The following is a 5,899-nucleotide window of genomic DNA, read 5'->3' on the forward strand; positions in this document are numbered from 1 at the left end:
CGCCGAGGAGGTGCAGGGGCGGCTGATGGCGGTCATGGGGGCGCCGGGGCGTCAGGTGCATGAGTTCGCGCTGCTGCGCAAGGACGGCGGGCGGGTGCTGGTGCGGACCCAGTCGGCCGGGGTACGGGGCGCGGACGGCAGCCCGGCCGGGGTGTACTGCGCGTTCGGCGAGGTGCACGCGCAGATCGATCTGGAGCGGTCGATCGCGTTGAGCGAGGCTTTGTTCGAGGACGCGTCCTGGGGTGTGGTGCTGGTCGACGCGGATCTGCGGCCGACGGTCGTCAACGCGCATGCGGCGCGGGCGCTGGGCGGTGGCCGCAGGACGCTGCTGGGGCGCCCGCTGGGGGAGCTGATCGGGCAGGGCGTGGAGGATCTGGAGGGCGCGTTGCAGCATGTGCTCGCGGAGGGCGCACCACCGGCGCCCGCCGAGTTGTGGGTGACGCTGCGGACGGCGCAGGGGGAGCGGCGGCGGTGCTGGCGCAGCGGTTTTCTGCGGCTGGCCTCGCCGTTGGCCCAGGAGCCGGTTCCGCTGGGGGTGGGCTGGCTGTTCCAGGACGTGACGGACCAGAAGCTGGCGGCGCAGGAGGCGGACCGGGTGCGGTTCCGGTCGAACCAGCTGCACCGGGCCTCGCGGTCGGCGTCCGAGTGCGAGGACCCGATGGAGGCGGCGACGTCCTATCTGGACTATGCGCTCGCCGGTTTCGCGGATCACGCGCTGGTCGATGTGGTGGCGGGGGAGCGGCTGGTGCGGGTGGCGGCGACGCCGTCGGGTGAGCCGGGGCCGTGTCTGCCGGTGGCCGGTGGTTCCATTCCGCTGCGGTACGCGGCGGGGCACCCGGCCCTCCAGGCGGTGGACCGCACGGGGCCGGTGCGGACCAGTGCGGGTGCCGGGTCCGGGGCCGGGGCGTGGGCGGCCGAGCGGCAATGGCCGGGCGACGCCGTGCACGCGCTGTGCACGGTGCTGCGGAGCCGGGGGCGCACGCTGGGCGTGGTGACCTTTCTGCGGTCCGCCCACCGCGCCGCCTTCGAGCGCCCGGACGCGGCGTACGCGGAGAGCGTGGCGGTGCGGGTGGCGGCCGCGGTGGACCTGGCGCAGGTGCTGGAGCGGCCCTAGCCCGGTCTGTTCGCCATTAGGGCTGCCAGGGAAGTTCCGGTGCCCTGTGACGCGCCGCACCGGCCGCCGTGCCCTGTCCGGCCCTGATCCGCCGGACGGGCCCTGACCGATGCGGCGGCCGTGGGCGATGCGGCCCGGCCGGGGCGTACCCGGGGGGCGGTGCCGGGGGCCGGCACCGCCCCCCGGGTTCACGACGCGTGCAGTGCCAGCGTCGGTGAGAGACGGGACGCCCGCACCGCCGGGTAGAGGCCCGCGATCGTGCCGATCACCAGCGTCGCGCCGAAGCCACCGCCGACCGCCCACGGCGGCACCACCCAGGGCAGCCCGCCGGTGTACGCGTACGCCCCGGTTGCCGCCGCGCCGAGCGCCACGCCCGCCAGGCCGCCCAGGCCGGAGAGCATCAGCGACTCGGTGACGAACTGGATACGGATCTGGCCCCGGGTCGCGCCGAGCGAGCGGCGCAGCCCGATCTCGTACCGTCGCTCCAGCACCGAGATGATCATGGTGTTGGCGACCCCGACGCCGCCGACGAGCAGCGCGATGCCGCCCAGGCCCAGCAGCATGCTGCTGAACGCCCCTTCGGTCGCCGCCTTGGCCTGGAGCGCCGACGACGGGTCGGTGACCTTCACGTTCTGCGGGTTCTGGGGATCGACCGTCGCCGCCATGACCTTGCGCACGTCCTGCACCGCCGCGTCGGCCGAGCGCTCGTACACCGATGTCGGGTGGCCCTCGAAGCCCAGCAGGCGCTTCGCGCCCTCCCAGCCGACCAGGGCGGAGCGTTCGATCTCCGGCGCGAGCGGCAGCGGGGCGAGGATGCCGACCACGGTGAAGTACCGGCCGCCGATCCACACCTGTTGGCCCGGAGCGGTGATGCCGAGACGCTCCGCCGAGACATGGCCGAGCACGACGGAGGGGTAGCGTCCGGTCGCGTCGTTGAGCCAGCGGCCGCTGCGGACCTCGCCGCGCAGCACCCGCAGCAGGTCGCCGGTGGTCGCCCTGACGGTGATCCCGCCCGTGTCGTCCTTGTCGATCTTCTCGTTGCGGCGTGCGGTCGCGTCGAGGTCGGCGGTCGCGCCCACCTCCTGGACGCCCTTGATGCGGCCCACCATCCCGACCGCTTCCTCGGGCAGCTCGACGTCCTGCCCGGCGAACATCGAATCGCCGGGGGAGGCCACGAGCAGGTTGGTGCCCAGTTTGTCGAGCTCCCGGAGCAGTTGGGCCTGGCTGGAGGCGGAGATGCCCACCACCGAGATCATCGTCGCGATGCCGATGGCGATGCCCAGGGCGGAGAGCACGACCCGCATCGGCCGGCTGCGCAGCCCCGCGGAGCCGACGTGCAGTACGTCCCGGGGGCGGAGCCGGGCCGCTTTCAGCCGCTCCCGGCCCCGGCGGCCGGCCTCCCGGTCCGCGCGCCGCGCCCTCACTGGTCCACCCCCGTCGCGGCGGGGGAGCGGACGCTCCCGGATCCCTCGCGCGCGTCCGCGGAGGAAGTGCGTACGTCCGCGACCACCCGGCCGTCCCGGATGCGCACCTCGCGCGGCAGGTCCCGGGCGATCTCGGTGTCGTGCGTGATGACCGCGATGGTGGCGCCCTCCCCGTTGAGGTCGCGCAGCAGCCGCATCACTGCTTCCCCGGACGCCGAGTCGAGTGCCCCGGTCGGTTCGTCGGCCAGCAGCAGCGCGGGTTCCCCCACGACGGCCCGCGCGATGGCGACCCGCTGTTTCTGCCCGCCGGAGAGCTGGTGCGGCTTGTGGTCGAGGCGGTCGGCGAGCCCGACCCGTTCCAGCGCGGCGGCGGCCCTGCGCCGGCGCACGGCACGGGACAGACCCGAGTACAGCAGGCCCTCCGCGACGTTGTCGCGGGCGCTGACACCCGGTACCAGGTGGAACGCCTGGAAGACGAAGCCGATGTGCTGGGCACGCAGCGCGGAGAGCCTGCGGTCGGAGAGGGCCGCCACGTCGTGCCCGGCGATGTGGACGGACCCGCTGGTGGGGCGGTCCAGGGTACCGATGATGTGCAGCAGCGTGGACTTGCCGGAGCCGGACGGGCCGACGATGCCGAGGAGTTCTCCCTCCTCGACGGTGAGATCCACCCCGCGCAGCGCGGCCACCGGGCCCGGGTACTCCTTGGTGACGGCCCTGAGGCCGACGACCGTGCTCATATCTTCGGCACCCCGACCTTCATGCCCGCGCGCAGCCCGCCGCCGGACACCTCGACCCGGCCCTCGGCGAACATGCCGAGCTCGACCTTCACATCGCGGACCGTGCCGTCCTGGACGACCTGGAGGCCGAAGCCGCCGCCGGGCAGCGCGAGCAGCGCGTTCACCGGGACGCTGAGGACGTCCTTGTGGAGTTCGCCGGTGAGGTTCACCGTGACCGGTGCCTGGTCGAAGCCGCCGACCTTGTCCGGCTTGTCGAAGGAGACGGTCAGGGTGACCTTGGGGCCGTTGTCCTGCGGGTCCTTGCCGGGCTTCGCCGTCCGGCCGACCGAGGAGACCGACCCGGCCGCGCTGCCGCCGTCCGGCAGATCGACGGTGACCTCGGTGCCCGCCTTGGCCAGCTGGGTCTCGGCGGCGTCGAGCTCGAATGTCACGATGCGCTCGGAGCCGGTCGTGGTGAGGACCGGAGCGCCGGGCTGGGCCAATGCGCCGACGGCCGCCTCGACGCTCTTGATCCGGACCTCCGCCGGGGCGAAGGCGATGTCCTTCGGTCCCACCGTCCCGGTCCGCTCGCCGGCGTGGGACTTCTGCCAGCGCTTGACGGCGGCCGCGGTCAGCTCGGTGTACTCGTCGTCCGGGGTGAAGCCGGTGTAGCCGAGCTCCACGAGATTGCGCTCCAGCTGCTCCACGTCCCGGCCCCGGTCGCCCGGCTTCAGCGTCCGGTACATCGGCCCCGAGCCGTACATCAGCCACACCGCTCGGCCGTCGACCTCGTACAGCCGCTCGTTCCGCTTGATGGTCGAGCCGGTGCGCGGGGTCCAGGTCATGGTGCCTGCCGCGCCCGCGTTGACCTGGCGCTGTCTGTCGTAGCCGAGTGTCCCGTCCACCTGGGCGCTGTCGCGCAGGTCGCCGCGCTCGACCGCGGCGGTGGCCGGGGGCAGCCCGGTGTTCTCCGGGCCGCCCGTCTCCCCGGCGGAGCCGAGCCGGGTGAGGGCCAGCGACCCGGCCGCCACGGCGAGCACCGCGGCGGCGGCCACCACGACGCGTCCGCGCCTCACCGCCCGGCGCTTTCGCACGCCGCGTTGGCCTTCTCGAACTTCTTCATGTCCTTCTGCTGCATCGCGGGCGCCTGCGCCATCCCGCCGTCGAACTTCGGGTCGGGCATGTCGATGCCGTTCTTGCGCATGCACCGGGCGAAGGCGAGCATCCTGTCCTTCTCGGCCTGGGTGAGCTCCTTGGGTCCGCCACCGACCGATTTGTCCTGACAGGCCTTGAACGCCTTCTCCATCTCCGCCTTGCTCTTGCCACCGTTGCCGATGGTTATTCCGCGGCTGTCCTCGCCCGGCTTCGGCTCCGCGACGTCCAGGCCGTGCTCCCGCAGGCACTTGCGGTGCTCCAGGGCCTTGTCCTCGTCCGTCTTCTTGCTGCCCGAAGCAGTTCCGCCGCTCTTGGTTCCGCCGCCGTCGCCCGAGCAGGCGGTGGCCGACAGGACGACGGCGGCGGCGATCAGGCAGGCGGCGACGACGCCGCGACTCCGTTCGCGGGAGGTGGTCCGGTGGAGAATGGCGGGGTTCATGAGGGCTCCTCGTCCGTTGCCGGCAGGCCGGGTGTGTACGGCCCGAGCGTGTGCGAGGACGCGGTTTCGTTTCTCTCAGCCCGGATGCTTACACCGACGAAACGTCGCTTTCGGCTAAACAGGGCGCATGCGTGTGCTGGTGGTGGAGGACGAGGAATTCCTGGCCGGGATGATTGCCGAGGGGCTGCGCCGTGACGCCGTCGCGGTGGACATCGCCCCCGACGGCCGGGCGGCGCTGGACCGGCTCCGCTTCGGCGCGTACGACGTGATGATCCTCGACCGCGATCTGCCGGAGCTGCACGGCGACGAGGTGTGCCGACGGGTCGTCGGCATGCGCCTGCTGACCCGGATCCTGATGCTCACCGCGGCCGGGACGGTACGGGACCGGGTGGCCGGTCTCGGGCTCGGCGCCGACGACTACCTGACCAAGCCGTTCGCGTACGACGAACTCCTCGCCCGGGTCCTGGCGCTCGGCCGCCGCGCCCGCCCCGCTCTCCCGCCGGTCCTGGAACAAGCCGGGCTGACGCTCGACACCGCCCGCCGCCAGGTCTGCCGCGACGGCCGCTACCTCTCGCTCTCCCGCAAGGAGTTCGCCGTGCTGGAGGCCCTGCTGCGGGCCGAGGGCGCGGTCGTCAGCGGCGACGACCTGATCGAGGAGGTGTGGGAGGAGGACACCAGCTACCGCACCAACGCGGTCCGGGTCACGCTGTCCAAGCTCCGCGCCAAACTGGGCGCGCCCCCGGTGATCGAGACGGTCCCCGGGGCCGGCTACCGCATCGGGGACGGCCTCGCGGACGGGCCGGGGCACCACGGCCCCGCGACCGGACCGGCGAACGGGCCGGCGGGCCGGCCGGACGACGGCTTTGCGGACCGGCCGGGGGAGAGCCGGTGAGGAGCGAGCGCGCCCGGCTCACCGCGCTGTACGGCGGGCTGCTGGTGCTGGCCGGCGCCCTGCTGATGGGGCTGGTCTACCTGCTGGTCAGCGAGCGCCTCTATGCCAGTGTGCTGACCGCGGTGGCCCCGGCGGTCCCCGCCGGGGGGCCCCCCCCCC

Annotated in this window: 6 protein-coding genes and 1 pseudogene; 3 read left to right on the forward strand and 4 right to left on the reverse strand. The window is 73.6% G+C overall.

Annotated elements, in window-relative coordinates:
* The coding region (locus AADR41_RS40680) for a PAS domain-containing protein (protein WP_342287374.1) at positions 1-1,114 on the forward strand (1,114 nt) is incomplete at its 5' end.
* A 188-nt stretch (positions 1,115-1,302) separates the two neighbouring features.
* Here AADR41_RS40680 and AADR41_RS40685 read toward each other — a convergent pair.
* The 4 genes from AADR41_RS40685 to AADR41_RS40700 are packed head-to-tail and all read right to left on the reverse strand — an operon-like array spanning position 1,303 to position 4,848.
* Positions 1,303-2,538: an ABC transporter permease gene (locus AADR41_RS40685; RefSeq protein WP_342287375.1), complete on the reverse strand. Its 1,236-nt coding sequence runs from the start codon at positions 2,536-2,538 to the stop codon at positions 1,303-1,305.
* Positions 2,535-3,275 (reverse strand): ABC transporter ATP-binding protein, encoded by a 741-nt coding sequence (locus AADR41_RS40690; protein WP_342287376.1) that lies wholly within the window; start codon positions 3,273-3,275, stop codon positions 2,535-2,537. The genes AADR41_RS40685 and AADR41_RS40690 overlap by 4 nt, the downstream gene beginning before the upstream one ends.
* Positions 3,272-4,348 (reverse strand): efflux RND transporter periplasmic adaptor subunit, encoded by a 1,077-nt coding sequence (locus AADR41_RS40695; RefSeq protein ID WP_342287378.1) that lies wholly within the window; start codon positions 4,346-4,348, stop codon positions 3,272-3,274. The genes AADR41_RS40690 and AADR41_RS40695 overlap by 4 nt, the downstream gene beginning before the upstream one ends.
* Positions 4,327-4,848, reverse strand: coding sequence for a hypothetical protein (locus AADR41_RS40700; RefSeq protein ID WP_342287379.1), 522 nt, complete (start codon positions 4,846-4,848; stop codon positions 4,327-4,329). The genes AADR41_RS40695 and AADR41_RS40700 overlap by 22 nt, the downstream gene beginning before the upstream one ends.
* Positions 4,849-4,975: 127 nt before the next feature.
* On the opposite strand from AADR41_RS40700, the gene AADR41_RS40705 reads away from it, so the two are divergent.
* On the forward strand, positions 4,976-5,740 hold the full coding sequence (locus AADR41_RS40705) for a response regulator transcription factor (RefSeq protein ID WP_342287380.1): 765 nt from the start codon (positions 4,976-4,978) through the stop codon (positions 5,738-5,740).
* A pseudogene (locus tag AADR41_RS40710) lies at positions 5,737-5,899 on the forward strand (sensor histidine kinase); the annotation flags it as partial. The gene AADR41_RS40705 and the pseudogene AADR41_RS40710, both read left to right, overlap by 4 nt.

The sequence above is a fragment of the Streptomyces sp. CLV115 genome (assembly GCF_038448545.1).
GTDB lineage: Bacteria > Actinomycetota > Actinomycetes > Streptomycetales > Streptomycetaceae > Streptomyces > Streptomyces sanglieri.